Origin of the sequence: Hyphomonas sp. FCG-A18 (genome assembly GCF_045287255.1) — a bacterium.
Classification (GTDB): Bacteria; Pseudomonadota; Alphaproteobacteria; order Caulobacterales; family Hyphomonadaceae; genus Henriciella.
The window spans coordinates 1,948,085-1,971,195 of the sequence record NZ_CP137142.1 but is presented as its reverse complement, the minus strand read 5'-3'; the positions used below and the strand labels follow the sequence as shown (position 1 = coordinate 1,971,195).

Sequence of the window (23,111 nt, the reverse complement as noted above, 5' to 3'; positions counted from 1 at the left end):
TTTAGCCTTTTCGTCGCTTACTCGCCGCCACCAAGCGTGTGGACATAAACAGCCACAGCTTTGATAGAGGCATCGTCAAGGCGGCCCTGCCAAGCTGGCATGTGAGAGTTACGCGCGTTATAAATCGTGTCGTAAATCACACTCTGAGAACCACCATAGAGCCATTCTGCATCAGTTAGGTTCGGGGCACCCTGCGACCGGTCGCCCTGCGCGTTTATGCCATGGCATGTTGAGCATTGGGCTTCAAAGACTGGTGTGGCCCGGCCAACTGCGGCCATGTCTGCTTCCTGTCCAGAGACGTGCAAGACGTACTGGGTCAGGTCACCAATCTCTTCGGTGCTGAGGATGCCGTCACGGCCAAAGCTTGGCATCGCAGAGAAGCGGGTGTCGAGGTCTGCCTCGTGGCGAATACCGTGACGCAATGTGTACTCAATCCCGTCCAGCGTACCATCCCAGAGCCAGACATCGTCGGCAAGGGCAGGGTAACCTACTGCGCCGCGACCACCGGCACCGTGACAGGTGGCGCAATTGTCGCCGAAGATTGATTCACCCATCGCCAAAGCAAATTGCTGAAGCTCACGGTCGGTCTCAATCTCCTGAAGCGTGGCATTTAGGAGGACCTGACTTTGCAGTTCACGCTCAGCTTTCAGTTCCTGAACAGCAGCAGCCACCAGATCCCGGTCTGAGTGATTACGCAGACCCGTTGTATTGGTGCCCATGCCGGGCAGGGCCGGGATGGCGGGCATGAAGATCATATAGATGATCGCCCAGATAATGGTGATATACCATGTGATCAGCCACCAGCGGGGGAGGGGCGTATTCAGCTCCTTGATCCCATCCCAGGTGTGGCCGGTTGTTTCCGTGCCACTGATGGTGTCGATGTCTTTATTTTCAGTGCTCATCGTCTGGTCCTCCGTCGGACAGGGGCAACCGGGCGGCTGCGTCGAATTTCTCCTGGTTCTTCGGCCATAGGGCGTAGATCAGGGCGCCTGCGAACATCAGAACGAAGTACACAAGGCCTCCGGTCTGAGCGAAGCTGGAAAGCATTTCATACATGTGTGATCTCCTCTCCTAGCGACGGTTCTGGATGTCGTCGGCTTGGTAGGTGGAGAAGTCCACCAATGTGCCGGTCATCTGAAGGTAAGCGACAAGCGCATCCATTTCGGTGATCCGGGTTGGGTCACCATCATAGTCACGCATCTCTACGGTGCCTTCACGGCCAGCGGCTGCTTCGTACAAGGCAATCAGCTCATCCTGAGCGTCAAAGTCGGCTTCTGGATCGACTTGTGCGACCAGATGAGCCTTGGCGCCGGCGATCATCTCATCAGTGTAAGGCACACCGACAAAACGCTCGACTTTGAGGCGATCTTCGATGTCATCGAATTTCAGCTCTTTATCGGCCAGGAAGGCATAAGGTGGCATGACAGACTCAGGCACCAGTGCGCGTGGGTCTTTAAGGTGATCCACTTGCCACTCAGCAGAGTACTTGCCGCCGACACGGGCTAGATCAGGCCCTGTCCGCTTCGACCCCCACTGGAACGGGTGGTCATACATAGACTCCGCTGCCAGTGAGTAGTGGCCATAGCGCTCTACCTCATCACGCAGTGGGCGGACCATCTGACTGTGACAGACATAGCAACCCTCGCGGATGTAGATGTCACGGCCAGCCAGTTCGAGCGGGGTGTAGGGACGCATCCCGTCCACCTTCTCAATGGTGTTGTCCATGTACATCAATGGAGCCATCTGGATGATCCCGCCGATGGAGACCACCACAAGGATGGCCACCGTCAGGAGAAGTGAGTGGCGCTCTAGAACGCCGTGATTTTTCATTAGTCCCATTGAACCAATCTCCTATTCAGCAGGCTGCAGCGCAGGCTGCCCGCCTTTGTCGGCTTCTGATTCTGCAGCAGTCAGGCTTTTGGCGTTGCCATGGCCCAGAGCTGTGCGGACGAGGTTGTAGGCCATGAGGCCAGCACCAGCGAAGTAAAGTGAACCACCAAGTGCACGGATCATGTAGCTGATGTGCTTGGCTTCAACGGTTTCAACGAAGCTGTACTCAAGGAAGCCGAACTCGTTGTAAGCACGCCACATCAGACCTTCCATGATACCCGCAAACCACATGGAGATCATGTAGAAGATGATACCGATGGTAGAGACCCAGAAGTGCCACTCAACCAGTTTGGTCGAGAATAGAGACTTCTTCTTCCACAGCCATGGTGTCAGACAGTACAGGGCACCGAAGCTGATATAGCCAACCCAGCCCAGAGCACCGGAGTGAACGTGGCCAATGCCCCATTCAGTATAGTGGCTGAGTGAGTTCACCGCGCGAACCGACATTAGCGGCCCTTCGAAAGTCGACATGCCGTAGAAGGCGAGTGAGACGACCATCATCCGGACAACCGGGTCCGTGCGCAGCTTATCCCAGGCACCAGACAGGGTCATGACACCGTTGATCATACCCCCCCAACTTGGCATCCAGAGCATGACCGAGAAAGTCATCCCCAACGTTTGTGCCCATTGTGGCAGCGCTGTGTAGTGCAGGTGGTGAGGACCGGCCCAGATATAGATGAAGATCAGGGACCAGAAGTGCACAATGGACAGACGGTAAGAGTAAACCGGCCGATTTACGCGCTTTGGAATGAAGTAGTACATGATGGCGAGGAAGCCTGTGGTCAGGAAGAACCCAACCGCATTGTGGCCATACCACCACTGGGTCATCGCATCCTGAACCCCGGCAAAGACCTGTACTGATTTCGAGCCAGTCAGGCTGACCGGAATCGACAGGTTGTTGACGATGTGCAGCATCGCGATGGTGACAATGAAGGACAGGTAGAACCAGTTTGCCACGTAAATGTGTGGCTCTTTCCGTTTCCATATTGTGCCCAGGAAGACCAGGAGGTAGGCGACCCAGACAACGGTCAACCACAGGTCAACATACCATTCCGGCTCAGCATATTCTTTCGACTGGGTAACCCCCATCAGGTAACCCGTCGCCGCCATGACGATAAAGATCTGGTAGCCCCAGAACACGAACCATGGCCACATGCCGCCAGCCAGACGCGCACGGCAGGTGCGCTGCACGACGTAGAAACTGGTACATAGAAGGACGTTACCCCCAAACGCAAAAATCACCGCACTGGTATGCAGTGGGCGAAGGCGTCCGAAATTTGTCCATCCCCATTCCGGGAAATAGAAAATGTTGGGGAAGGTTAGCTGAAGCGCAATCACAACGCCAACCAGCAGACCCGCTATGCCCCAGAACATGGAGGCGAAGACGCCCCATTTGATCAGCGCGTTCTCATATTGCGTGCTGTCAAAGGCATCCTTGTTGTTCAGGCCGCCTGCCCAGAGCATCATGCCCAGCAGGAAAGCCCCTGCCATCATAATGAACATCCAGGCATGAGCGCCCATCATTGGATCGGCGGCGTTGGCCGCGATCAAAAGGGCGCAGAGGAGGAAGATGCCGAGGAATACACCTACGGACACGATACTCGTGCTCCCTTGTCTGAGTTTATCTAAGGCTTGCGTCATGGTTGTCCTTGACCCTCCGCTATCCCCCTAAGGACGGGGCTGTTGCATAATGGCTGAGAGGTATCGGGACGCGACGAAACGCTGAATACGGGGTTATCCCTATGTGCGCGCCTGACGCGCTTGTTATGACGGAACCAACACAAGCAGGGGTACACCATGTCTATTCGTAATCAGGTTCTTTTCGGACTCGCTCTATTGATTGTTGGCCTTGTTAAAGCGTTCGATCATTCGCTGGCGGCCGGAACACTTGTCATCCCAATGTGCTTTGGCGGTGAAATGTCCATCAGTGTTGATACGCCGATCTGGCAGCGTCTACATTGCTGGGGCTGTTATGTGGCAGCATTTGGTTTTGCTTTGATGGCACATGCTTTGACTTGGCGGGTGCGGCAAAAGGCGCGTGCGAATATTTTGTCCTAGGGGCTGCACGAAATGCCTGACGCGCGTTACAAAGGCTGGATGATGTCTCAGTCTTTCAGTAGCCCTGACCCTTTTTCCCCACATGAGGACGATACGCTTCGGTCACTCCTGAGGTCGATTCTTGCATCGGTTCCTGATGCCATGATCGTCATCAACGAGGTCGGCAACATCGTTGCGTTCAGCGCCGCGGCCGAGCGGTTGTTTGGCTACAGCGCTGAAGATGTTGCCGGAAAGAATATCAGGGTACTGATGGGCGGGCGTGATCGCAGTTATCACGACACCTATATCAGCAACTATCTTGAGACAGGTGAAAAGCAGATCATCGGTATTGGCCGTGTCGTCGAGGCCCGTCTGGCCAATGGCGATACGATTCCTGTTGAGTTGAAGATCGGTGAAGCCAAATTGGGTGAGCATCGCCTGTTTACCGGTTATGTTCGCGATATCAGCAAGAAGCAGGCGACCGAACACCGTATGCGTCAGATGCAGGCGGAGCTTGGGAATTTCTCTCGTCTCAGCGCTGTCGGTACAATGGCTTCGGCCATGGCGCATGAGCTGAACCAGCCCCTGACAGCCGTGGCCAACTATCTTGAGGCTGCACGTGACCTGCTAACGACGCCTGATCCACAGACCCTCGAAGTGGTGAAGGAGGCACTCGATGAGGCCTCACAGCAATCGATTCGGGCCGGGCAAATCATTCGCCGCCTGCGTGATTATGTTTCGCGCGGCGAGATTGAAACTCGACCGACCGATATCAAAACAGTTCTGAATGATGCGGCCTCTCTGGCAAAGATTGGGGTCGATGGACCAATGCCACGCATCGTTGATTCGGCGCCTGAGAGTTTGCCTGAAGTCATGGCTGACCGGGTCCAGATCCAGCAGGTCCTGGTCAACCTCATTCGCAATGCAAGCGAAGCCATGGGGGATATGGATCAGCCAATGGTCTGGCTTGAGGCAGAACTTGTCGATGATGGCAACGAGATTGAAATCCGGGTACGGGATAACGGACCAGGTTTGCCGGAAGAAGCCGATGGCGAGCCCTTCCAGCCCTTTAACTCCTCCAAACCAACTGGTATGGGGCTGGGCCTGTCTATTTGTCAGACGATTGTCGACGGACATGGCGGTGAGATGTGGTGTAAATCAGAGACCGGGCAGGGTGCGACCTTTGGGTTCCGCCTGAAAACAGCACCGGCAAAGGCTGTAGAATGACAAATCCAAGAAATGTACACTTAGTCGACGATGACGAGGCTATCCGCCATTCTGCAAGCTTCATGCTGCGACATTCGGGCTATACGGTGAAGACGTATAAGGATGGTGTGACATTTCTGAACGAGGCGGGGCCAGAAGATACAGGTTGTATTCTTCTGGATGTCCGTATGCCGGTCATGGATGGCCTGGCGGTCCAGCAGGCCTTGACCCAGCATGGGATTGATATGCCTGTGATTGTGCTTACCGGGCATGGTGATGTTTCGGTTGCTGTTCAGGCGATGAAAGCAGGGGCGATTGATTTTCTTGAGAAGCCATATGAAAAAAACCAGCTAGTTGGTTCTATTCAAAAAGCTTTCGAGCAGATTGAAAACAAGGTCGCTCATGGCCAGCGTGAGGCGGAAGCAAAAGCTCAACTGGCGGGTCTCACCCCACGTGAGCGTGATGTTCTGGACCGTCTGGTTGAAGGTCTGACAAACAAGTCGATCGCTGAAGATCTGAATATTTCAGCCAGAACGGTTGAGATTCACCGGGCTAATTTGATGGACAAATTAGGGGCAGATAGCCTGTCTGCAGCACTAAAAACTGCGTTTTCTGCTGGCCTTGGCTTTGAATAATCGCATTTTAGGAACACTACCTAAAGACGAGTTGTCTCTTGCATCCTATCTGGGAGATAAGAAACAGGTAACTCGGCGGAAAGCCAAACTCTATGAGCGCCCAACGCAAACCTCTTGAATCTGGTCGGATCGTCCTCGTCGAAGATGACGAGGATGTGCGCCGTTCATTGACGCTTCTGCTGAGGGCGCGCGGGTTTACCGTTGAGGTGTATCGCAGCGGCGTTGAGCTATTATCCAACCGGGTTATGCCGCAAGCTGATTGCTTCCTGATTGATTACAAGATGCCCAAGATTGACGGGTTGGAACTCCTGTCGCGTTTGCGCGAATCAGGTGTTCTTGCCCCGGCTCTTATGATTACCGGTTTTTTCTCCAACACGCTAAAAGCCCGCGCCGAAGCGGCGGGCTATAGCGATGTGATTGAAAAGCCACCTGCCGGGAATGTCGTCCTTGAGCGGATGAACGCGGTCCTCGCGGGCTGACCGTCAGCCCGCTTTGATTGAAGCCGTCCAGGCTTTCACATTCTCTTCCAGAATAGCGAGTGGGACCGGGCCATCCTTGAGTACGATCTCGTGGAAGTCACGAATGTCGAACGCTTCACCAAGCTCAGCCTTGGCCTCTTCGCGCAGTTCAATGATCTTGTTCATGCCGATTTTATAGGCTGTCGCTTGTCCGGGCATCACAATGTAACGCTCAATTGCCTTGATGCAGTCCCCTTCCGGGTTTGGCGTATTATCCAGAAGGTATTGGATCGCTTCTTCGCGTGTCCACTGTTTGTCGTGCAGACCTGTATCAACGACTAGACGCGCGGCGCGCCAGAGCTCCATAGCGAGCCGTCCATAGTCTGACATGGGATCGGTGTAGAAGCCCATCTCCTTTGGCAGGAACTCGCTGTAAAGGCCCCAGCCTTCCGTATAGGCGGTTACGCCGCCAAACTTGCGGAATTTTGGCAGGCCTTGAAGTTCCTGAGAAATCGCGAGCTGCATATGATGGCCGGGAATGCCTTCATGATAGGCAAGCGCTTCCATCTGGTAGATTGGCATATCCTGCATGCGGTACAGATTGGCATAGTAGACGCCGGGGCGCGAACCATCCGGGGCAGGGCGCTGATAGAAGGCTTTGCCAGCGGATTTTTCACGGAAAGGCTCAACGGCTTTGACCTCCAGCGAGGCTTGCGGAAAGGTTTTGAAGTAAGCGGGCAGGGCCTCTTCCATGATATTGATCATGTCGGTTGCTTCATTCAGGTAGCGTTCTTTGCCTTCTGGTGTGTTCGGATAGAAGAATTGCTCATCTGTCCGGGTAAATTCAAAGAAGTCCTGAAGTGTGCCCTCAAAACCGACCTCCACCATAATGGCTTCCATTTCACCATGGATGCGCGCAACCTCGGCGAGGCCCAGATCATGAATCTCGTCTGCGCTCATGTCCGTTGTCGTCATTTGCGCCAGCCGATCTGCGTAATAGTTGTCGCCATTTGGCAGCTTCCAGGCGCCATCATCGGTCGTGGCGCTTTCGCGGTCGGCTTCCATATAGGCAATCAGACCGTCATAAGCCGGGCCAACATGGTCATTCAAAGCTGTTATGGCGCGAGCCAGAAGATCGTCATGCTCTTCTTCTGTGATGGTTTCTGAAATCAGAAGGGCATCAATTTTCCCTTTGAAGTCGGCCAGAAGAGGGCTGTCGATTCGCTCTGCACTGAACGGCTCTCCTGACAGCACATTACGGGCATCAGAGAGAACATAGTCATAAACGAAAAGGGGTGGGCGGATGCCATTGCCTGCGGCAGCCCTTGTGTTGGTCAAGTGTTGGCCAAGATATGCCTCAATACCGACCAGTCGTGCAATATAGGCTTCTGCGTCGTCTTTCGAGATCACCTTATGCTGGGCCACGAGAAAAGATGGGATGCGCGATTGCACACCAAACATCTGATTGAAGGTATAGTTGTGCGAGCGCCACTTATTGGCGCGCTCCGCCTGCTCCAGATTGTACTCGGCCAATCGGAAGGAGAGGGCACCCTGATCGGTCAGTTTGGCAGGATCAAACTCCTGGCGCATCTCGGCCACGTTGAGGCGCTGGATGTCCATTTCCCTGTCTTGCGCTTCCATCGAAACATCGTCCCATTTGTCGTAGCCTTCGCGGGAGCCAAGGAAGGTCGCTGTCATCGGGCTTCGTGCAACGGCTTCATTGAATTTGACTTCAAACCACTCATTCAGACGCGCTGTTTCAGCTTCGCGATCAGCCTGTGAAATCTCAGGGCTGTTGGTCTCGGATTTATCCGCCTGAGGTGATGTCGAGGGCTGTCCGCACGCTGTCAGACCAGCCAGGGCGAGCGCAGCAAAAGCAGTATGTAAACGCATTATCAGATTGTCCTTCGAAGTCCTTGTTTGTCATCACCTAATCAGAATTCACAAAGTTAACCAGTCTTGGAGTTTGGTTAACCATTTCTGGGGCATCATAAAGAATGATGACGTGTGGCCGGTGCTCTGCAGGGCATCGACTGCTATAGTAACGTACGAATCAAGGGCAAAAGCCCAACAGGAGAAACTGCATGGCTCAGCCTGAGGTGGTGAACACAGCAGAAGAGGGTGAAGACGACATGCATGAGCGCGCGCCGCTCGACCTGCTGCAGGTTGGCTTCTGGAGTTGTTTGCTGTTTGCTGTTGCGGCTGCCAGTGCGACGCTGGCCTGGCCAGATGCTGGTGGTGCGGCAGGGCTGATTCTCCTGATCGCCATGGCGGCAGGTGGCATGATTTTCCTCTTGTGGATTTTACGTGGCGCAGGACGGCGTATGGGGCTGTTCCCTGATCGCGGAGCGATGGCCGATGCGATGAAACCGGTGATGCCCAAGCATAACTGGATCGAAGCCCTTGATGAGGCGGTGATGATTGCTGACCGTGGCGGTGCACCTCAGATCGCCAATGAAGCCTACCATGATCTGATGTCGATTGCGTTGCTTGGGCAAGCAGACCTGACGACCCCGGTTTCTGTTGATCGCATGTTCAGTGCCTCGCCCGGTTTGGCGGCGCCTGTTTTCCGTTTGTCGAAGGCTGCAAAAGCCGGCGAAGCGCATCGTGAAACCTTGCCGGCCATGACGCTCGGTACGGAAAGCTTGCCGGTTCAATTTGAAGTTCGCGTGGCGCCGCTCAAGGGCGGACGCGTACTCTGGCGGTTGCGCCGGATTACGGGCAGCGAGGATGCGACGGGCGCTACCGATATGCGCGCGCTATATGTCGAAGATGCCCCTCTGGGTTTCTTCACGGCTGGGGCTGACGGGACTGTCAGTTATGCCAATAGCTGGCTGCGTGACCTGCTCGGTTTGCCGGAAACGGCCCGCAATATCCGCCTTGATGATTTGATGCGGCCTGAATTTGTGAAAATGCTGCGCCGTGACCGCAAATCGGGTGTCCCAGGACGCGCTGATATCATGATCCGTTCGCGCGATGGCGTTGAGGTTCCGGTTCAGACTATCACGACTTGGAATGGCAAAGGCGCAGACGCGACGGGCCGAACGGTTGTGATCGCCAATTCGCATTCATTGCTGGAAGGCGAGGGCCGTATGTTGGCAGCCTCAGCCTCTCGTCCACCGAGCGTTGATGGTGACCCGATGTTTGACGATGCGCCATTTGGTGCGGCGCGCCTCGAAGGCAATTCACTTGACGGGGCGATCATCACCGATGCCAACCGGGCCTTGATGAACCTTGCCGATGGCGGGGCATCGCCGGGTACGCGCTTTATCGATCTTTTCCTCTCCGAGGAAGGGGATGCAAAGCTGCGTGAGAAGCTGCTCGATGCAATCGACAAGCCTGTCGGCCTGAAGCTCTCCGGCGAAGATGAGAAGCATGTGAACGTGTTTATCACGCTTGATGGTCGTGGCCAGCCTGCTGTGGCTTATGTCATCGATATGACCGAGCAAAAGGCGCTGGAAATGCGTCTGGCACAGGGTGAGAAAATGTCCGCCATCGGTAAACTGGCTGGCGGCGTTGCGCATGATTTCAACAATGTTCTGACCGGCATCATGCTGAACAATGATCATCTGATGACCATGCACCCGGTTGGTGATCCAAGCTTTGATAACCTGAAAAAGATCCACGAGTTCTCTGTGCGCGCCAAGGACCTGGTCCAGATGCTGCTCGCTTATGCGCGCCAGCAAACCTTCCGCCGCGAAGTGTTTGAACCGGGTGACTTCCTGTCAGAGTTTGCCATCCTGCTCGGCCAATTGATTGATGAGCGGATTGACTTCAATGTCGTCCACGGTCGCGATCTGCCCATGATCAAGGCTGACCGAAATCAGCTTGAGACGGCGATTATCAATCTTGCGACCAATGCCCGAGATGCGATGCTGATGGATGGTGGTCGTGGGGGCAGTCTGACGATTACGACCTCCCGTGCCAATGAGAAAGATGCTCATGCTCAGGGCTTCCGTTTTGTCGAGGAAGGCGAATATCTGCTTATCGAGGTTGAGGATACAGGCCACGGGATTACGCCGGAGAACCTCAAGAATATCTTCAATCCCTTCTTCACGACCAAGCCGAAAAACCTTGGGACTGGCCTTGGGCTTTCGACCGTTTACGGGATTATCAAGCAGTCCAACGGTTATATCTGCCCAATCAGTGAAGTTGGCAAAGGCACCAAGTTCCAGATTTACCTGCCAGCGCTTCGCGCCGATGAAATTCCAGAGCCGGAAGTGGTTGAGCCGGAGCAGCTGAATGAAGTACCGCAACCGGTCGATTTCTCGGGCCGTGGTCGTATCCTGCTGGTTGAGGACGAAGATGGCGTGCGTGCGATTGCGGCAACGCAGCTAAAATCGCGCGGCTATGAGGTTGAAGAGGCCTGCGATGGTGAAGAGGCGTTGGAGATTCTTGAGGAAGATCCCGGCAGCTTTGATCTTGTCATTTCAGATGTCGTCATGCCGGGCATTGATGGCCCGACCCTGATTAAGGAAGCCAAGGACTTGCTCGGTAATGCACGTATCCTGTTCATGTCTGGCTATGCTGAGCGTGACGTTGCCGAAAAACTGGACGGGGACCGCGAGGTCGCGTTCATGCCGAAGCCGTTTACGGTAAAGCAGCTGGCTGAGCGGGTGAAGCAGGAACTGGCGGTCCGTGCGAAAGAAGCGGCTTAATTGCTGAGCCGTTTCCGGATAATGTAAGCGGCAAAGGCGCTGCAGCCGAAACCAGAAAGCCCGACAATTCCGATATAGAGAAAGGCCCGATAGGAATGGGCCTTCTCGCATGTCCCGTTACAACCGCTCAGATACTGACCGTAGAGGCCGTAAATGATCGTGATGGCACTAAAGGCGATGAGCAGTACGAGGGCGAGAAATGTCCATTTCAGGATAAGATCAATCATAGGCTTGTCCTAAACCGCTGAGTCCAAAGCGGCAAATAGGCATTTGCGAATTGGCCTAGCGGCGGGCAATTTTTGGCAGCTCAGCGGCCAGAATATCATAGACAAGACGGATGCGGCGACTGGTATGTAGCTCCCGATGGGTAACCAGCCAGATGGGCACAAGGAAAGACAGCTGGTCCTTCAGAAGCGGTTTGATCTTCGGTTCCTGCTTCTCAACATCTCTGGTCAGGAAGCTCACGCCGATGCCAGCTTTGACCAGCTCCCGCATGACAGTTCCGGTGGTTGAACTCATAACAAAATTCTTGAGTTTCAGGTTTAACCCAGCGGTCTTGAGTTCATCAATCAGCTGCTCATTGTTCTCAAAACCAATAAAATCGAGCGCTTCGATATCGCTCAACGTCTTAATCGGCGGGCAGTTTTTCAGGTAATCCTCTGAAGCATAAAGGTGCCAACTGATCTCCCCAACCAGTTTAGCAATCAGGTCAGCCTGGTCCGGGCGACCATGTCGTATGGCGATGTCGGCCTCGCGCCTGGTCAGGTCGCGCACATCATTGGAGGTGAGGATTTCAACCTGAATGTTTGGTGCTTGTTCGCGGACTTTGCGCAGAATGGCGGGCAGGTGATAAGTTGCCAATGAGTCTGTGGCCGTGATGACAACGCGGCCTTCAACGGCCTGCGATTGCCCGGATGCAGACAGCGAAACCCGCGTTGCGGCATCAGCCATGACTTTGACGTGTTCGAGTAGCTCAAGGCCAGCCGTCGTGAGCGCCATCGCCCGGCCAGCTCGTTCAAACAGCACAATGCCTAGGTCTTCTTCAAGCGCCGCAACCTGTCGGCTGAGTGTTGGCTGGGTCTGTCCCAGCGCGCGGGCCGCAGCCGACAGAGAGCCTTCCTCAGCGGTTGCGAGGAAAGCGCGCACTTGATTCCAGTCAAAGGAGATGGCCTGCCAGTTCATGGATTTTCGTATACTCCGCTTGCGGATTTTCGCAATTCATATTCGAAAATCGAAGAGTTATGTCACGCTGCATGAAATATGATGTAGCCTGTATCCCGCGCCACGCAGGATCAATTGAGGAAATGAACATGGCTGATAAAAGCAAGTTCTGGAATAAGATTGCGGAGAAATACTCCCGTGATCCAATTGCCGATCAACAGTCCTATGAGATCAAACTGGACATTACGCGAGATTACTTCACGCCGGACTCCGAGGTTCTGGAAATCGGGGCAGGGACAGGCTCAACAGCGATCCTGCATGCCCCATATGTGAAGCATATCCATGGTGTTGATATCTCTGAGGAGATGGTGCGGATCGCGCGTGACAAGCTGAAACCCGCTGGAATTGAGAATGTCTCTTTTGAGGTTGCCGATGTCGATACTTATCACGGACAGGGCAAAACCTATGATGTCGTGATGGCGATGAGCCTCGTGCATTTGGTCGAGGATCGAGCGGCGCTCTTTGAAAAAGTAAAAGGCCTGCTTAAGCCCGGCGGTGTGTTTGTTTCCAGCACGGTCTGTCTGGGTGATCACATGGCATACATGGCCCCAGTGTTCGCCGTTGGCCGCGCTCTTGGCTTCTTGCCGATTGTGAAAGTGTTCAAGTCCGAGCGTTTGCAAAACGAGCTGGTCAAAGCAGGCTTCAAGATCGTTCATCATTGGCGACCAGCAAAGGGCAAAGCCGTCTTTCTGGTCTGTCAAAAGCCGGACTGATTTGCTGCGATACCTCTCCTACGGTAATGTAGGGCTCTAAAAGAGGGAGGAGAGAATGCTCAAATCAATGATTTGCGGCGCGGTTCTGGGCGTCAGTTGCATGGTCGCAGGCGTGGCCGAGGCCGCCATCTATATCAAGATTGAAGGGGTTGATGGTGAGAGCACCCGAGGGGGCACAGGCGGTTGGATCGCGCTTGAGACTCTCGAGCAGGATATGCGTACCGAGAGCAGTCAAAGTGGTAGCGCGCGAGCCCGGGCCAGCGTTGATGTTGGCGAGATCGTGGTGACCAAGGCCTTTGACCGCACCAGTGTGGCTTTGCGCGATAATCTGGTCAAAGGCCGGGTGTTCCCGAAAGCTGAGATTGTCGTCACAGGTATGCCGGGCAGAGCCGGACAGGGTGGCGCTGGTTATTCCATTCTCCTGGAAGGCGCGAGGATTACCGGCGTGTCCTATTCTGTTGGGGAGAATGGCTTGGGCAGTGAACATGTGTCTTTCGCCTATCAGAAGATCACCTGGAAGAGTGGCACCTATGACGCCAAAACCGGAGCTGTGAAACCGGGGCAGTCTGCAAGCTATGATCTGAAAAGAGGACAGTAGGCGCGGCGCCTAGAGCAGGGCATCATCGCTTTTGGCGAATTTGGCAAGCAAGTAGGCGTCAGTGTCTTCAATCTTATCGAGTTTGCCGAAGGCGAAAGCCTTGCGGTCCATCACCATATCGCGGGGGCGTAGTGGGCGAGAGATTTCGAGGCCTTCCAGACTGCGCGCCCGTGAAAAGGCGACATAGGCTTGCCCATGGGCAAACATGCCGGAGTCAAAGTCGATATAGACATTTTCCAGCGTCAGCCCCTGCGCCTTGTGAATGGTCACAGCATAGGCGAGGCGTAGGGGCACTTGTTTGAAAGTGCCGACCACCTCGCGGGAAACCTTCTTGGTTTCCGGATCGACGGCGTATTTATACTTCTCCCAGGCTGCGGGCTCGATCTCATAGGCATGGCCGTCGAGTTCAACGATGACATTGCGCCCGGAGAAGCCAGCCACAGTGCACAGGGAGCCATTGACCCAGCGCCCTTCGGGATCGTTCTTGATCAACATTACCCGCGCGCCTTCCTTCAGTTCCAGATCGGCTTCAGTAGGATAGGATTTCTCATCAAATGTGCCGTGTACGGTGGCATCAAAAGTTTTTGCCTTTCCGGGCAGGTCATCCAGTCGCGCCTGATTGATCCGGTAGGCATTGGCATTATTGGGCGTCAGGACGACATGAGTTTCGCTGGCTTCAATCGCACTGCGCTCGCTAACCACACTGCGCAGGACGTTTTCATCAGCGGGCGTGATCCGCCCCTGACGCATCGCCCCGAGTAGCGCAAGAAAGCGCGGGTCAGCCTGTCGGAACACGTGCTTGAGGGCGAGCAAGGCAAACTCCGCTTCCTTGAACGCCGGGGCGTTGAAGAAATAGTGCCCACCATAACGATCCATCAGGATTTCGCTTTCCTCACCGCGCACGACAGGGGGGAGCTGGTGCAAGTCACCCGACAAGATCATACGGACCCCGCCAAATGGGCGTTTGGACCCACGATTGAGCTTCAGGCTGCGATCGATTGCATCGAGCATATCGACGCGCACCATGGAAATCTCATCAATGATAATTGTTTCAGCTGCCTTCATAAGACGCGCCGTGCGCAGGCGTTTGACGTCCGTCGGTTCGATCAGGCGCGGTGGGAACTTGAAGAAGCTGTGCAGGGTTTGCCCGCCTGCATTCATGGCGGCGACCCCGGTCGGGGCAAGGACGATGGCTGTGTCGCCCGCATGGGCCATGAACTTTCGTAAGAGTGTGGTTTTCCCGGTTCCGGCGCGGCCTGTCAGGAACAGATTGCCTTGTGCCCCTGTGCCACTGGCCACCCATTCGGCTGGCTTAGCGTAGATTGTATCGGGTGTCTGGGCACCGGAAGAGACAGGCAAATCAGTCATGGCTCTAGCCTTAACCGCGTTTGACGCGCTATGCGAGGTTATGGACATTTCAAGTACAGCGCTGGCTGTTGAAGCCTATCTTGAGGACGCGCTCTTGCGTGAAGACCCGGTTCTGGAAGAGGTGGCCCGGGCGAGTGAAGCTGCAGGTCTCGTACCGCATGCGGTGACCCCGCTGCAGGCTGAGTTTCTGGCCATGCTGATCCGGCTGAGCAGCGCAAAACAGGTCTTGGAGATTGGCTGTCTTGGTGGATACTCCGCCATCGCAATGGCGCGAGCGTTGCCAGAAGATGGGCGTGTGCTAACGACCGAAATCGATACGCGCACAGCACAGATTGCGCAGGCCAATATCGATCAGGCCGGGTATACGGATAAGGTCGATTTACGGGTCGGGCCAGCCATGGAGGTCTTGTTGGAGCAAGTGGAGGCGGGTGCTGTTTTTGACTTCATCTTCATTGACGCCGACAAGGTGAACCATCGTAACTATCTGGAACAGGCGCTGAAACTCTCCCGGCCCGGCACGCTGATCGTTGCCGATAATATTGTGCGTTATGGCGGGGTGGTCGATGCTGAAAGCGAGGATAACAGCATTCGCGGGGTTCGGGCGATGTTTGACTATGCCCGTACATTGGAAGGCGTAGAGATGACAGCGCTGCAAACGGTCGGGTCCAAGGGCTATGATGGTATGGCGCTGTTCCGGGTCAGGGATTTGTAAGTGAGTAAGCGCCTGACCCCGGAAGCGCTTGAACGTCACAAGCGGCATATCCTGCTCAAAGAGATTGGTGGGCCGGGCGTTGCAAAGCTGCGTGATGCCAAGGTGTCTATCATTGGCGCAGGGGCGCTTGGCGGGCCATGTGCGTTGTATCTGGCCGCAGCAGGTGTTGGACAGATCGAGCTCTGGGATGATGACAGTGTTGATCGCTCAAACCTGCAGCGTCAGGTGCAATTTGGTGAGGTTGACATTGGGCGCGCTAAAGTCGAGGTGCTGGCAGAGCGGCTTGAGGCGATCAATCCGGGGGTGCGCGTTCTTCGATGTCGAGATCGATTTGGCCCGGAAGCACAGCCGACCGGATCTATCCTGATTGATGCGACCGATAATTTCCCCACGCGTTTCCTGTTGAATAGAATGGCGTATCGCAGCCAGCTTTATCTCGTCTCTGGCGCCGCGAGCCGATGGAGTGGGCAGGTCTCTGTCTATGCCTCTGGTCTTCATGATGACGCCCCCTGCTATCAGTGTTTTGTCCCTGAGGAGCCGCCTGAAGCAGAGGCTTGTGATGAGGTTGGCGTCGTTGGTGCCCTGACAGGTATGATTGGTACGGCAATGGCGCTCGAGACGGTCAAACTGATTGCTGGAGCAGGCCAGCCCTTGATTGGCCGATTACAGATTTTTGACGGCCTGAGCGGGCAAAACCGGGTCGTAAAACTCCGTCCGAACCCGGACTGTCAAGTGTGTTCAGCTGCAGAGCGAAACTGATTTTTTCTTTGACATCAAAGCTTTTTGACGGTTTTACGACACTCGGATTGTGGCGTGGAGAATGGTTTGATGTTGCGTAGGTTGCTGGTCGTTCTCTTAACCATCGTGACCATTTTAGCTGCGGGTTGGCTCGCCCTACGACGTGGTGATATTCCTTACGATACGCTGGAAATGGCTTATGCATTGCCAGATAGCCAATTCATGACGCTCGATGATGGCCTGAAGGTCCACTACACAGATACCGGGCCTCGGGATCGCTCCATTGTGGTTCTGGTTCATGGCTATTCAGCCTCTCTACACACATGGAATGACTGGCGAGAGACGCTCGACGATGATTTCCGCGTGATTACGCTAGACCTTCCGGGGCATGGCCTGTCACGCGCGGAAGGGGCTGAACGCGCCACGATTGAGCGCTTTGCCGAAGTGGTTGCGCAGGCGACTGATCGGCTTGAGGCTGAGCGCTTCACGATTGCCGGAAACTCTATGGGCGGGAATACGGCCTGGATGTTTGCGCTGACCTATCCAGAGCGTGTAGACGGTCTGGCACTTGTGGATGCATCCGGCTGGCCGAAAACGACTGAGGAAGATGAGTCATCTCCGCTGATCTTTAAACTGCTCGGCAATCCGGTTGCCCGTGCCGTTCTGAAGGATCTGGATATGTCTTCACTTGTGCGCTCTGGTCTGGAAGATTCTTATACAGATCAGAGTTTTGTGACCGATGAGCTGGTTGAACGTTATGTTGCTTTGTCGCGCGGGCCAGGGCATCGCGAAACATTGCTCGGGATTATGGCAACAGAGCGTACACCGGTAACTGCGGAGAAGCTGTCGGCTATTCAAGTGCCAACACTGGTGATGTGGGGGCGTGATGATAATCTGGTGCCGGTTGCGCATGCGCAGCTGTTTACGGATGCGATCGAGGGCGCGGAGCAGGTCATCTATGATGGCGTTGGACACCTGCCACAGGAAGAGGTCGCGGCGCAGTCTGCTGAAGATATGCGCGCCTTTCTGGGCCGGGTAGAATGGGAAGCCATGTCGGTCGAAGAGATTGAACCGGCTGGTGATCCGCGATTGCTTGAAGATCGTCCTGAAGCGTCTGGAAACTAAGCGGGTTCTGTCGCTTTGGCTGGCTCTGCCTTTTTGGCGTAATCATACTTTTTAAGCAGCCCCCGGAACTGATGATAGGTCAGGCCGAGACGGTCGGCGGCTTTGCCCTGATGCCCTTGGGTCCTGGATAGAGCCTCATCAATCAGACGGGTTTCGAGCAGGCGAACCTGCTCTTCAAAACTGTGACCAGCGGAGACATCGGGCGTATCCAGAGGGGCTGGCGCGGGTGCCGGGGGCGCCTCAAGTGTCGATGCCGGGCGATACGGTGATGCAAACGGGTCCAACGCGGCGGGATCGAACTGTACGGCAGCGCCAGTTGGCGCGGTGAGCGCGCGATAGGTGATGCGCTGGGCGAAATTGCGAAGCTCACGGACATTGCCGGGCCAGGCATGATTTTCCATCGCCGCGACGGCAGACGGGGCAAAACCCGGAAAGTCTTCCCGCATCTCGATCGCCATTTGCCGGGCGAAATAGTCTGCGAGTAGCGAGATGTCGCCGGGGCGGGCGCGAAGCGGGGGTAGAGTGACAACGTCAAAAGCGAGGCGATCCAGCAAATCTGCGCGGAATTTTCCTTCTGCGGCGCGGCTGGGCAGGTCAACATTGGTCGCGGCAACCACGCGAACATCGGTGGTCAGAACTTTTTCCCCGCCAAGGCGTTGGAACTCGCCATATTCAATTACGCGCAAGAGCTTTTCCTGCACTTGCATGGAGGCGGTGGCGATCTCGTCCAGAAAGAGTGTCCCACCATCAGCTTGCTCAAAGCGGCCAATGCGGCGTTCCGTGGCTCCGGTAAAAGCCCCGCGTTCATGGCCGAAGAGTTCACTATCGAGCAATTGCTCTGACAGGGCGGCACAATTGACCTTTACATAGGGGCCTTCCCATCGCCGGGAGAGGAAGTGCATCCGCTCGCCAATCAGTTCCTTACCCGTACCGCGTTCGCCGATCACCAGGCAGGGGCGATCCAAAGGGGCAAGACGGGAGACATGCTCCTGCGCCTCCAGCCAGGCAGGGGCTTCACCAATCAATTGAGGGGTCTGGCGATCTAGCATGAGGTGAAAATAACTTATAGCTGTGGTCAAATCAACTAATTTATAGGCTAAAATTACTAATACAGAAATTGCCAAAAGCGCCAAATAAAAAATATATTCATAAAAAACAAGGCATTATGAGATTAATCAAAAACTGGCACGGTCTTTGAAATGTATTTGGCACAGCGGCCAAAGGGGTCGCCCCAATAAGAAGGACTAAAAGACAATGACCGACCGCTCTTACGACACGTACACATCAGAGGCACGGCGTGAGACGGGCCGCTTTGGCCGCTACCTCTCCACGCGCTCTGCAGAGACATGGATGTTCTTTGCAGTAGGCGTCTTTCTGGGCGGGTTCTTCTTCTAAGAGGGCGTAAGACCCAAAAGAACTCCGCGTTTCCTCCCACTCCCCCAACGAACCCCAAAAGATAAAAGGAAAAAACTCATGGGAATGTTCTCTCGTCTCGGTGACATCATCAACTCCAACATCAACGCGATCTTGGACAGTGCTGAAAACCCAGAAAAAATTGCCCGCCTGATGATTCAGGAAATGGAAGATACTCTGGTCGAAGTTCGCACAGCTGCCGCTCGCGCTATGGCCGACAAGAAAGAGATGGAGCGTGAGATCACGCACTATACGCAAGTCCGCAATGACTGGGAAACCAAAGCTGGTCTGGCTGTAGATAAAGGTCGTGAAGATCTGGCCCGCGGCGCTCTGGTTGCCAAGCAAAAGGCAGAAACCGAGATTGTTCGTCGCCAGGAAGCGATGGAACTCGCCGAAGAAGCCTTTGAGAAGCGTCAGGATGATCTGACCCGCCTGCAAGCCAAGCTGGATGAAGCCAAGGCTAAGCATCGCTCTTTGATGATGCGCCGCGAGGCGGCTGAGCAGCGTATCCGGGTTCGCACTCAGACTTATGATACCCGCGTTGATGACGCTCTGGCGCGTTATTCCAACATTGAGCGCAAGGTCGATGAGATGGAAGCCTATGCCGAAACCATTCGCGGCGGTGAGCCAACCCTTGAAGCCCAGTTCGCTGAGCTTGAGCAGAATGACGTGATCGAGGCAGAACTGGCGGCCCTCAAGAAGGCGCGTGCCAAGTCCACTGCTAAAGCGGCGAAGGATGAGAAAACCGAAAAGAAAGGTGACGCATAATGCTAGTCCCGTTTGCTTTCCTGGCAGTGTTCATGACTGCCATCACCGCGCCGGGCCTGATCGCCCTGCACCTTGAAGACCGCCGCAAGGCTAAAGAAGAGGCCGCAAGTTAATGGACTTTGAGATGCTCATTCCGCTGATCGCCATTCTTTCGATCTTCGTCATCCTCCCGGGTATGGTATTTCACTACATAACCCTGTGGCGGAAGCAGAAGACGCTGATGCCGGACGATGAGCGGATGCTAGAAGATCTCTGGCGCTCAGCCCGGTCCATCGAACGCCGGATCGAGACCATCGAGGAACTGCTCGATGCTCAGGAAGAGGAAGATACTTCCAAGTCTCGCCGGCCGCTGCGCTCTTCGCGTTACGAGGACTAAGCCATGACCAGACGACACAAACACCACCGTCCCTTTCGGGACCAAGCCCACCAAGACAGATACGAGGACCCAATGTTCAGCTCTCCCAACCCAAAACGCTTTTATCGCTCCAGAACCGACAAGGTCTGGCTCGGTGTCTGCGGTGGACTGGCTGAGCGCTTTGGCTGGGAGCCAACCCTGGTTCGGCTTCTCTTCGTCGCCAGCATCTTCTTTATGGCCGGCCCGCTATCGATCATCGCCTACATCGTGATTGCCATGATCACACCCAAGGTCCCGATCGGCATGCCAAGCCTGCGTCCTGAAGAAGACCAGTTCTGGCGCAACGTTTCAGACCGCCCACGGATGACCGCATCCGGTCTGAAATACACTTTCATGGATCTCGAAGAACGGCTTCGCAATATCGAGCGCAATGTCACCAGTGAAGAGTGGCGGCTCAAGAAAGCCTTCCGCGATCTCGAACAAAACTAACAGATAAAACGATAAGCAAGAGGATAGAACAATGACACGCAAGGCTACTGCACAAGGTTGGATGACTGGGGCACTTGTCCTCGCCGCCCTCGCCGCCATTGCCGTGACAAGCTTCAGCCAGAAGGGGCTGCAACTGGAAACGGGCGGGGTAGAGATGACGGTGAAAGCCTCAATAGAACAAGGCGTACAGATTTACTTCGTCGCCCCTGAATAATCCTCTTTCAAACCGAATTCAGGCAGCTTGAACCCATTTCTCTCTATCCCTGAACGCACACTTGAGAGCAGGCTGTTTGAATAGACCCCGCAGGTTCGCCCTGTGGGGTCTTGTGATTTTATGTGCAATCTCACGCATCTGTGTGGTCGTTTTTTGAGACTTTATGTGCCAAATGGCCTGAAGATGGCATAGTAAGTGCGATATGAGTGAAAAGCGTATCCTTCTGATCATTGGCGGCGGTATTGCGGCCTACAAGTCTCTGGAACTCATCCGGGAACTGTCCCGTCGTGGGATTAAGAGCCGCTGCATCGTGACCAAAGGCGGTCAGGAATTTGTGACGCCGCTCTCGGTTTCAGCCCTTTCAGGTGAGAAATGCTTCACTGAACTGTTCGACCTCGATGATGAGGCGGATATGGGCCATATCGAGCTGTCGCGTTCAGCTGAACTGGTTGTGGTTTGTCCGGCAACGGCGGATCTTATGGCGAAAGCAGCGAATGGGCTGGCGAATGACCTGGCCTCCACCACGCTGCTCGCAACGGACAAGCCGGTCCTGATGGTCCCTGCGATGAATGTCCGAATGTGGCAGCACGCGGCGACGCAGCGCAATCTGGCAACTTTGCGCGCGGATGGGGTGACCGTCATGGACCCGGATGAAGGCGCGATGGCGTGCGGTGAGTTTGGTCCCGGGCGCTTGCCCGAACCGCTCGCGATTGCCGATCAGGTTGAAGCCATGCTCGGAAGTGGGGCAGCTTTATTTGCTTTGCCTGCGCAGGATGGCCCCCTGAAAGGGCGACACGCCCTCATCACAGCCGGGCCAACGCGTGAGCCTCTGGATCCGGTACGGTTTCTCTCCAATCATTCCAGCGGCAAGCAAGGTTATGCGATTGCCGGGGCTTTGGCTGCTGCGGGTGCGCGGGTGACGCTGGTCAGTGGTCCTGTCTCGCTCAGCCCACCAGTAGGTGTTGATCTCGTCCCGGTTGAAACGGCGCGAGATATGCTCAAAGCCTGCGAGGAGGCTCTGCCTGCCGATATTTTCGTTTCTGTTGCCGCGGTTGCCGATTGGCGGCCAAGCCGTGCTGCGGCCAAGAAAATGAAACTCAAAGAGGCCGGCAATGAGGAGCATCCAACGCTGGAATTGTCGGAGAACCCGGATATTCTGGCGACGCTTTCCCGTAAGAAGAAAAAACGTCCATCTCTGATCATTGGTTTTGCTGCCGAAACCCATGACGTCGAAGATCTCGCAATCGCCAAACTCAAGCGCAAACGCTGTGACTGGATCGTCGCTAATGATGTGAGCGGCGATGTTATGGGCGGAACGATGAATCAGGTCTCTCTCGTCACGACGGACGGGGTTTCCGAGCGCTGGCCACGCATGGACAAGGCCGAAGTCGCTGCACGGCTGGGTCTGAAAATCGCCGCGCATTTCGAGGGCGATAAGAACGCCCTCGCTGCGCAGTAGCGTTCGTTTACACAGGCGGCAAAAAGGCAGTTACGCTAAGTCTCTTTAGCCCATTCGGATGCGAGCTTGCCAACCTTTATCAGGACCGCTTCATCCTCGCGTCTGACGGCTGCAAAGTGACCCGGACCTTCATAATAAGCCGCGACAATAATCGGCGTGTCTCTATCAGGCCAGAAGGCAGCGACGTCATTATATTTGTTGGCCATGCTATGATGATAGGCGGTTCCGGTCTTGTTGCCGGGACGCCAGCGCTCTGAAAGCCCTGCACGAAGTCGGTTCTTGCCTGTTGCTGTATCTCGCATCCACTGGATCAGTGTGTCGCGTCTGTCAGAAGACAGAGTGTCCGGCGCCAATAAATGTGAGATCAGCTTTGCCATCGCGAGAGGTGTGGTCGTATCACGTACCTCACCGGTGGGGACGATGTTCATTTCCGTCTCATAGCGATCAAGCCTCGTGGTCATATCCCCAAGATCACGAAGCTTTTGAGTGAATGCATCTGGCCCACCCAAGCGTTTTAGCAGGAGGTTTGCAGCCGGGTTATCGCTGGTCTTTTGGGTCGCTTCGGCGAGTGCGCGGATACTCATCTCACCTTCAGATAGGTGCTCACGCGTGACGGGGGCATGCGAAACCATATCGGCTTCAGTGAATGGCAGAACCTCATCCAGAGATAGCCGCCCTGCGTCTGCTTCGCGCAGAAGAACACCAGCAAGTGGCAGCTTGAAAGTCGAGCACATGCCAAAGCGTTCATCCATGCGATGCCCGGTTGTGCGCCCTGTCGATGTGTCCACAAATGCTACGCCGAGACGGCCACCATGCTGTGCCTCAAGCTCGGAAAAGCGGTCGGTAAACTGATCTCTGGCTTGCGCCGTTTGACAGCCTGTGGCGACAAGTGAGGCGCTTATAGTCGCGGCGGCTTTGATGAGTGTGCGGCGGGAAACGAAGTGCTTCAAGATTTGGTCCTTTTCAAATGTGTTGTCGTCAGATCATCAGCATTGCCAGCCCGTACAATCTGGCTGTTACGAAAGGGTGATGAATCGCGCAACAGATGACGTTT

26 protein-coding genes are annotated in these 23,111 nt (G+C 55.1%); 16 read left to right on the top strand and 10 right to left on the bottom strand.

Going from position 1 to position 23,111, the window contains the following annotated elements:
* Positions 1-17 precede the first annotated feature (17 nt).
* Genes ccoP through ccoN form a run of 4 tightly spaced genes read right to left on the bottom strand, consistent with a single transcriptional unit; the run spans position 18 to position 3,531 of the window.
* Positions 18-902, bottom strand: a complete 885-nt coding sequence (gene ccoP / locus RYZ27_RS09785; RefSeq protein ID WP_406679319.1) for a cytochrome-c oxidase, cbb3-type subunit III — start codon at positions 900-902, stop codon at positions 18-20.
* Complete coding sequence (locus tag RYZ27_RS09780; protein ID WP_406679318.1) at positions 892-1,056, bottom strand: cbb3-type cytochrome c oxidase subunit 3; 165 nt, start codon at positions 1,054-1,056, stop codon at positions 892-894. The genes ccoP and RYZ27_RS09780 overlap by 11 nt, the downstream gene beginning before the upstream one ends.
* Positions 1,057-1,071: 15 nt before the next feature.
* A complete protein-coding gene (gene ccoO / locus RYZ27_RS09775; RefSeq protein WP_406679317.1) occupies positions 1,072-1,839 on the bottom strand; it encodes a cytochrome-c oxidase, cbb3-type subunit II in 768 nt (255 codons plus the stop codon).
* Between the two features lie 12 nt (positions 1,840-1,851).
* Entirely contained in the window at positions 1,852-3,531 is a 1,680-nt protein-coding gene (ccoN, locus tag RYZ27_RS09770; protein ID WP_406679316.1) for a cytochrome-c oxidase, cbb3-type subunit I, read from the bottom strand.
* Positions 3,532-3,687: 156 nt separating this feature from the next.
* On the opposite strand from ccoN, the gene RYZ27_RS09765 reads away from it, so the two are divergent.
* The 4 genes from RYZ27_RS09765 (at position 3,688) to RYZ27_RS09750 (ending at position 6,247) form a co-directional block, all read left to right on the top strand.
* Positions 3,688-3,948 (top strand): hypothetical protein, encoded by a 261-nt coding sequence (locus tag RYZ27_RS09765; protein WP_406679315.1) that lies wholly within the window; start codon positions 3,688-3,690, stop codon positions 3,946-3,948.
* Positions 3,949-3,960: 12 nt separating this feature from the next.
* Positions 3,961-5,154: a PAS domain S-box protein gene (locus tag RYZ27_RS09760; RefSeq protein WP_406679314.1), complete on the top strand. Its 1,194-nt coding sequence runs from the start codon at positions 3,961-3,963 to the stop codon at positions 5,152-5,154.
* Positions 5,151-5,768, top strand: a complete 618-nt coding sequence (locus tag RYZ27_RS09755; protein ID WP_406679313.1) for a response regulator transcription factor — start codon at positions 5,151-5,153, stop codon at positions 5,766-5,768. The genes RYZ27_RS09760 and RYZ27_RS09755 overlap by 4 nt, the downstream gene beginning before the upstream one ends.
* A gap of 92 nt (positions 5,769-5,860) precedes the next feature.
* Entirely contained in the window at positions 5,861-6,247 is a 387-nt protein-coding gene (locus RYZ27_RS09750) for a response regulator (protein ID WP_406679312.1), read from the top strand.
* Between the two features lie 3 nt (positions 6,248-6,250).
* On the opposite strand, the gene RYZ27_RS09745 is transcribed toward RYZ27_RS09750, so the two are convergent.
* Positions 6,251-8,119, bottom strand: coding sequence for a DUF885 domain-containing protein (locus RYZ27_RS09745; protein WP_406679311.1), 1,869 nt, complete (start codon positions 8,117-8,119; stop codon positions 6,251-6,253).
* Between the two features lie 191 nt (positions 8,120-8,310).
* Here RYZ27_RS09745 and RYZ27_RS09740 point away from each other — a divergent pair, with 191 nt between their 5' ends.
* Positions 8,311-10,884, top strand: a complete 2,574-nt coding sequence (locus RYZ27_RS09740) for a response regulator (protein ID WP_406679310.1) — start codon at positions 8,311-8,313, stop codon at positions 10,882-10,884.
* Here RYZ27_RS09740 and RYZ27_RS09735 read toward each other — a convergent pair.
* Together RYZ27_RS09735 and RYZ27_RS09730 are read right to left on the bottom strand one after the other, a co-directional pair.
* A complete protein-coding gene (locus RYZ27_RS09735; RefSeq protein WP_406679309.1) occupies positions 10,881-11,111 on the bottom strand; it encodes a hypothetical protein in 231 nt (76 codons plus the stop codon). The genes RYZ27_RS09740 and RYZ27_RS09735 overlap by 4 nt on opposite strands.
* Before the next feature lie 55 nt (positions 11,112-11,166).
* Positions 11,167-12,066, bottom strand: a complete 900-nt coding sequence (locus tag RYZ27_RS09730; protein ID WP_406679308.1) for a LysR family transcriptional regulator — start codon at positions 12,064-12,066, stop codon at positions 11,167-11,169.
* A gap of 128 nt (positions 12,067-12,194) precedes the next feature.
* On the opposite strand from RYZ27_RS09730, the gene RYZ27_RS09725 reads away from it, so the two are divergent.
* Positions 12,195-12,818: a class I SAM-dependent methyltransferase gene (locus RYZ27_RS09725; RefSeq protein WP_406679307.1), complete on the top strand. Its 624-nt coding sequence runs from the start codon at positions 12,195-12,197 to the stop codon at positions 12,816-12,818.
* Positions 12,819-12,873: 55 nt separating this feature from the next.
* Positions 12,874-13,416, top strand: coding sequence for an Hcp family type VI secretion system effector (locus tag RYZ27_RS09720; RefSeq protein ID WP_406679306.1), 543 nt, complete (start codon positions 12,874-12,876; stop codon positions 13,414-13,416).
* Between the two features lie 9 nt (positions 13,417-13,425).
* Here the strand turns inward: RYZ27_RS09720 and RYZ27_RS09715 are convergent, their stop codons facing one another.
* On the bottom strand, positions 13,426-14,784 hold the full coding sequence (locus RYZ27_RS09715; protein WP_406679305.1) for an ATP-dependent RecD-like DNA helicase: 1,359 nt from the start codon (positions 14,782-14,784) through the stop codon (positions 13,426-13,428).
* Here RYZ27_RS09715 and RYZ27_RS09710 point away from each other — a divergent pair.
* From RYZ27_RS09710 to RYZ27_RS09700, 3 genes are all read left to right on the top strand, one after another.
* The gene (locus RYZ27_RS09710; RefSeq protein WP_406679304.1) at positions 14,783-15,496 is read left to right on the top strand and encodes an O-methyltransferase; all 714 of its coding nucleotides are present in this window, start codon (positions 14,783-14,785) and stop codon (positions 15,494-15,496) included. The genes RYZ27_RS09715 and RYZ27_RS09710 overlap by 2 nt on opposite strands.
* Positions 15,497-16,255, top strand: a complete 759-nt coding sequence (locus RYZ27_RS09705; protein WP_406679303.1) for a HesA/MoeB/ThiF family protein — start codon at positions 15,497-15,499, stop codon at positions 16,253-16,255.
* 69 nt (positions 16,256-16,324) lie between these two features.
* Entirely contained in the window at positions 16,325-17,359 is a 1,035-nt protein-coding gene (locus RYZ27_RS09700) for an alpha/beta fold hydrolase (RefSeq protein ID WP_406679302.1), read from the top strand.
* Here the strand turns inward: RYZ27_RS09700 and pspF are convergent.
* The gene (pspF, locus tag RYZ27_RS09695) at positions 17,356-18,408 is read right to left on the bottom strand and encodes a phage shock protein operon transcriptional activator (RefSeq protein ID WP_406679301.1); all 1,053 of its coding nucleotides are present in this window, start codon (positions 18,406-18,408) and stop codon (positions 17,356-17,358) included. The genes RYZ27_RS09700 and pspF overlap by 4 nt on opposite strands.
* A 205-nt stretch (positions 18,409-18,613) precedes the next feature.
* Between pspF and RYZ27_RS09690 the strand changes: the two genes are divergently transcribed.
* The 6 genes from RYZ27_RS09690 (at position 18,614) to coaBC (ending at position 22,057) form a co-directional block, all read left to right on the top strand.
* Entirely contained in the window at positions 18,614-18,754 is a 141-nt protein-coding gene (locus tag RYZ27_RS09690) for a hypothetical protein (RefSeq protein WP_406679300.1), read from the top strand.
* Positions 18,755-18,832: 78 nt separating this feature from the next.
* Positions 18,833-19,540 (top strand): phage shock protein PspA, encoded by a 708-nt coding sequence (gene pspA / locus RYZ27_RS09685; protein ID WP_406679299.1) that lies wholly within the window; start codon positions 18,833-18,835, stop codon positions 19,538-19,540.
* 112 nt (positions 19,541-19,652) lie between these two features.
* Complete coding sequence (gene pspB / locus RYZ27_RS09680; protein WP_406679298.1) at positions 19,653-19,916, top strand: envelope stress response membrane protein PspB; 264 nt, start codon at positions 19,653-19,655, stop codon at positions 19,914-19,916.
* 72 nt (positions 19,917-19,988) lie between these two features.
* Positions 19,989-20,384, top strand: a complete 396-nt coding sequence (gene pspC / locus RYZ27_RS09675) for an envelope stress response membrane protein PspC (protein ID WP_406679297.1) — start codon at positions 19,989-19,991, stop codon at positions 20,382-20,384.
* Positions 20,385-20,415: 31 nt separating this feature from the next.
* On the top strand, positions 20,416-20,598 hold the full coding sequence (locus RYZ27_RS09670) for a hypothetical protein (protein ID WP_406679296.1): 183 nt from the start codon (positions 20,416-20,418) through the stop codon (positions 20,596-20,598).
* A 202-nt stretch (positions 20,599-20,800) separates the two neighbouring features.
* Positions 20,801-22,057, top strand: coding sequence for a bifunctional phosphopantothenoylcysteine decarboxylase/phosphopantothenate--cysteine ligase CoaBC (coaBC, locus tag RYZ27_RS09665; protein WP_406679295.1), 1,257 nt, complete (start codon positions 20,801-20,803; stop codon positions 22,055-22,057).
* A 35-nt stretch (positions 22,058-22,092) separates the two neighbouring features.
* On the opposite strand, the gene bla is transcribed toward coaBC, so the two are convergent.
* A complete protein-coding gene (gene bla / locus RYZ27_RS09660; RefSeq protein ID WP_406679294.1) occupies positions 22,093-23,007 on the bottom strand; it encodes a class A beta-lactamase in 915 nt (304 codons plus the stop codon).
* Positions 23,008-23,111: the final 104 nt, after the last annotated feature.

What these genes read in the sequence shown, in the direction of transcription:
- RYZ27_RS09760 (WP_406679314.1), top strand. Translation starts at nt 3,961, where the DNA reads ATGCCTGACGCGCGTTACAAAGGCTGGATGATGTCTCAGTCTTTCAGT.
- RYZ27_RS09755 (WP_406679313.1), top strand. Translation starts at nt 5,151, where the DNA reads ATGACAAATCCAAGAAATGTACACTTAGTCGACGATGACGAGGCTATC.
- coaBC (WP_406679295.1), top strand. Translation starts at nt 20,801, where the DNA reads ATGAGTGAAAAGCGTATCCTTCTGATCATTGGCGGCGGTATTGCGGCC.
- RYZ27_RS09670 (WP_406679296.1), top strand. Translation starts at nt 20,416, where the DNA reads ATGACACGCAAGGCTACTGCACAAGGTTGGATGACTGGGGCACTTGTC.
- RYZ27_RS09765 (WP_406679315.1), top strand. Translation starts at nt 3,688, where the DNA reads ATGTCTATTCGTAATCAGGTTCTTTTCGGACTCGCTCTATTGATTGTT.
- ccoN (WP_406679316.1), bottom strand. Translation starts at nt 3,531, where the DNA reads ATGACGCAAGCCTTAGATAAACTCAGACAAGGGAGCACGAGTATCGTG.
- RYZ27_RS09715 (WP_406679305.1), bottom strand. Translation starts at nt 14,784, where the DNA reads ATGACTGATTTGCCTGTCTCTTCCGGTGCCCAGACACCCGATACAATC.
- ccoO (WP_406679317.1), bottom strand. Translation starts at nt 1,839, where the DNA reads ATGGGACTAATGAAAAATCACGGCGTTCTAGAGCGCCACTCACTTCTC.
- RYZ27_RS09740 (WP_406679310.1), top strand. Translation starts at nt 8,311, where the DNA reads ATGGCTCAGCCTGAGGTGGTGAACACAGCAGAAGAGGGTGAAGACGAC.
- RYZ27_RS09725 (WP_406679307.1), top strand. Translation starts at nt 12,195, where the DNA reads ATGGCTGATAAAAGCAAGTTCTGGAATAAGATTGCGGAGAAATACTCC.
- pspC (WP_406679297.1), top strand. Translation starts at nt 19,989, where the DNA reads ATGTTCAGCTCTCCCAACCCAAAACGCTTTTATCGCTCCAGAACCGAC.
- RYZ27_RS09710 (WP_406679304.1), top strand. Translation starts at nt 14,783, where the DNA reads ATGGCTCTAGCCTTAACCGCGTTTGACGCGCTATGCGAGGTTATGGAC.
- pspF (WP_406679301.1), bottom strand. Translation starts at nt 18,408, where the DNA reads ATGCTAGATCGCCAGACCCCTCAATTGATTGGTGAAGCCCCTGCCTGG.
- RYZ27_RS09690 (WP_406679300.1), top strand. Translation starts at nt 18,614, where the DNA reads ATGACCGACCGCTCTTACGACACGTACACATCAGAGGCACGGCGTGAG.
- ccoP (WP_406679319.1), bottom strand. Translation starts at nt 902, where the DNA reads ATGAGCACTGAAAATAAAGACATCGACACCATCAGTGGCACGGAAACA.
- RYZ27_RS09745 (WP_406679311.1), bottom strand. Translation starts at nt 8,119, where the DNA reads ATGCGTTTACATACTGCTTTTGCTGCGCTCGCCCTGGCTGGTCTGACA.
- RYZ27_RS09700 (WP_406679302.1), top strand. Translation starts at nt 16,325, where the DNA reads ATGTTGCGTAGGTTGCTGGTCGTTCTCTTAACCATCGTGACCATTTTA.
- RYZ27_RS09780 (WP_406679318.1), bottom strand. Translation starts at nt 1,056, where the DNA reads ATGTATGAAATGCTTTCCAGCTTCGCTCAGACCGGAGGCCTTGTGTAC.
- pspB (WP_406679298.1), top strand. Translation starts at nt 19,653, where the DNA reads ATGGACTTTGAGATGCTCATTCCGCTGATCGCCATTCTTTCGATCTTC.
- RYZ27_RS09730 (WP_406679308.1), bottom strand. Translation starts at nt 12,066, where the DNA reads ATGAACTGGCAGGCCATCTCCTTTGACTGGAATCAAGTGCGCGCTTTC.
- RYZ27_RS09750 (WP_406679312.1), top strand. Translation starts at nt 5,861, where the DNA reads ATGAGCGCCCAACGCAAACCTCTTGAATCTGGTCGGATCGTCCTCGTC.
- RYZ27_RS09720 (WP_406679306.1), top strand. Translation starts at nt 12,874, where the DNA reads ATGCTCAAATCAATGATTTGCGGCGCGGTTCTGGGCGTCAGTTGCATG.
- pspA (WP_406679299.1), top strand. Translation starts at nt 18,833, where the DNA reads ATGGGAATGTTCTCTCGTCTCGGTGACATCATCAACTCCAACATCAAC.
- RYZ27_RS09735 (WP_406679309.1), bottom strand. Translation starts at nt 11,111, where the DNA reads ATGATTGATCTTATCCTGAAATGGACATTTCTCGCCCTCGTACTGCTC.